Here is a 2,891-nt window from a genome sequence, read left to right on the forward strand (position 1 = left end):
ATATGTTACTGTCCAGGCATGCTCATGGATGCTGAATTTTGCCGAGGTCTCGTAGTCAGCCAGTTGATATGCTTTATTATCTGTGGCGCTGCCGGCTGCTGCAAGTGCCGAGAACACATTGGCCTGAGGCACATGATAGCCCGCAGGACAGGGATCGTAGATTGATTTGGTAACAGTCTGTTCGTTTGTGTTTTTATCTTTTGCTGCCGGATTCCACATCTGGAACATGTCGCCATTATCGCCGGATATATACGAGGGTTTATTGCCATCCACTTTGTATAAAGTGTGCCAATGGTTTCTGTATCTGCTGAATTTTGTTCCGTTGCTGTCGGTGATTCTGTCATCATATTTGCTCATCACGAAGCGGAAGGGATACTTTATGGTATAGTCGATTGTGACGCCTCTTTCTTCTCCAAGGTCCGATTTGCTTGTGCCTGGCTTGTTGCGAGAGAAGTCGTACGACACCCCGTCCTTATTGTAGACGTTGAATGTCGGCTTGTTCTCCATGTTCATCTCTGTGTAGTCAGGGCTGCCGATATTGTATATGTCGGTTTTGTCGTTGTATATGCCGCCGAGCATCGGGTCTTTGCGGCCCCACTGGTAATAGGTGTTGTCGCCGCCGAGCGATCCTTTGAACTCGGCCTGTGTGAATAGCGTTGTGGTGCAGTCTATTTTCTTGTCGGAGGCTTTGCCATCCTTGTAGATATAAAATGAGTTGCATGCCACTGGCGCGCTGCTACCTGTGATTTTGCTACAGTCGAGACTGAAGCGTATCCTTATCTTGCGCTCGTCGTTGCCGTTGTGTGGGTCGCAGTACCCGAGATTGCAGGCGGTCAGATAATATGTATTGCCGGTTGGGGTAGAGGATGTGCCGCTTCCGGTTCGCGATTTCAGTTCGTGGCACGCCGCTTTGCCCTGTACCATCCATTCGTCGCGGTGCTGTGTGACCCATATGTGCCAGCTCCACACTATCTCGCCTGCAGGGTCGCGTGCCACGAGCAGCGCGTTGCCCTGGGTGATTGAGTGTTTGCGCACGCGGAATCGTATCCATTTCAGTCCGGCTATTGGTTGATTTTTGTCGAGTATCTCTACTTCGTCGATGAGGTCGGGCGCGTCCTGCCAGGCAAGCACTGCATCCTTTATATCGGACTCTGCGGGTGCCTGTGATGATATCTGCCGGCACTTGTAGTCGACAAAATAAGTCATGCCCGAGGTTGTTGTTTCTTGGTTGACGGTGTAGGCCGAGGGGTTGTTGTAGGCGTTGCCGTAGACTATCGGGAAGCAGTAGTAGCCCGGTTGGTCGACGAGATAGCAGTTGGCGGTCTCGCCTTTGGTGTCGTCGAGCAGGTTGTGGGGATTCTCGCGGGAGCCCTTGCAGGTCTCTCTTTTTGTCAGCCGGCTGCTCAGGGTGGTGAAGTCGCTCTGCGGGGTCAGAGCGAATGTGCCTTTGTAGAGGGTAAATCCGTCGGGCGATTCGTGCCATTCCACCATGCGCTGTGTGGCTTCGGAGGCCGATGCCTGGGTGTCGGAGGCAGGGTCGGGGTCGTAGACGGCAGGGGTGGAGGCCCATGAGGTGCCGCCGTCGGTGGAGTATTCGATTTCGGGACGCGGCAACTCGATATATTGGATGCCATTGACTCCGTTCTGTGTCACGGCCACATATGCCTTGATTTCAGAGTCGTGCCATGCGCCTGAGTAGGGGAGCACGTCGGTGGCGGGGTCCTTGCTGAATAGCACAGTCGGGGTGATGTGGATGCTCGACGGCGACAGCGAGTAGGTGACCACCTTGCCGGCGGGCCATGTCTTTCCGGCCAAGGATGCCGATAGAGTGCGGGCGGTGCCGGTAAGGTCGTCGGTGAATTTTATGGTCAGGCGAGCGCCCTCGGGCAGAGTCTGCGGTATGAGCAGCATGGTGAGGTCGCCTGTCTCGCCGGTGATTTCGGTCTTGTCGGGTATGTCGCCTATTATTTCGCCCTTCTTGTCGCCGGTGTCGCCTGCGGGCTTATAGCCCGAGTTGCTCTCTTCGGGCGACAGGGTGAGGTCGCGTGTCACCTTGTAGGTGGCCTTGGCGGCGGCAGGCGCCCATGTTCCTCCGGCAGGGGTGGGGGTGAATGTTCCGGAGCCGTACACTCCGCTTATTTCCACGTCGGTGATTTTACCGGGGAGCATGTCGGCCGCGGCCACAATCTTTACGGCTGTGAGGGCGTGGCGGAAGTTGAGCGTCACGTCGGGCGATGTGGCGTCGGTGCATGCGGCCATTATGTCGGTCTGCTTCTTGACGTCGGTGGGTACGGTATATGTGATTTTCGGCGAGCCGGGCTGTGTGGAGGATGAGAGGGTGAATGCATCGGCTGCGTCCGATTGAGAATTGTCGGCGATAGGGGCAAAGGCAAAGAAGCGGACTTTTCCGCCTGCGGGCCATTGCAGGGTGGTTCCGGCGGCAGTGGAGCCGCTGACGGTGTAGGTGAGGTTGTAGGCGAAGTCGGGAGTCCATGTCACATCGGCTTCGTTGGCGGGGTATTCTCCGGGGTAGCATATGGCGCTTAGGGAGAATGATGATACCGACTTGGCGAGTGCGCCTCTCGACTTGGCGGGGGCTGTGGCGTGGTTGTCGGCTTCGAATGTGTGCAGATATAAAGGAGTGTCGCCGTCGGTGTCGGTCGCGTCGATCGATATGCAGCGTGAGGTGTCGGTGCCGTCGCTGTCGTCGTTGCCGCCGGTCCATTGTGCGGGCGCGTCGATATTGAAAATCACGTTGCCCGATGTGCGCAGGTCGTTTTCGAAATCGTCGGAGCAGCCTGTTATGGCGGCTACCGATGTTACGGCGGTCGACAGCGTGAAGATACCTTTATATATGCGGTTCATTGTGTAATGATTTGGGTTGGGTGGAG

The 2,891-nt window shown here is 56.1% G+C and carries 1 protein-coding gene; it reads right to left on the bottom strand.

Annotated features, from left to right (window positions below):
• On the bottom strand, positions 1–2,865 hold a 2,865-nt coding region (locus K2I50_RS08880; RefSeq protein ID WP_301025964.1), incomplete at its 3' end, for a fimbrillin family protein.
• Positions 2,866–2,891 lie beyond the last annotated feature (26 nt).

The sequence above is a fragment of the Muribaculum sp. genome (assembly GCF_029051885.1).
GTDB lineage: Bacteria > Bacteroidota > Bacteroidia > Bacteroidales > Muribaculaceae > Muribaculum.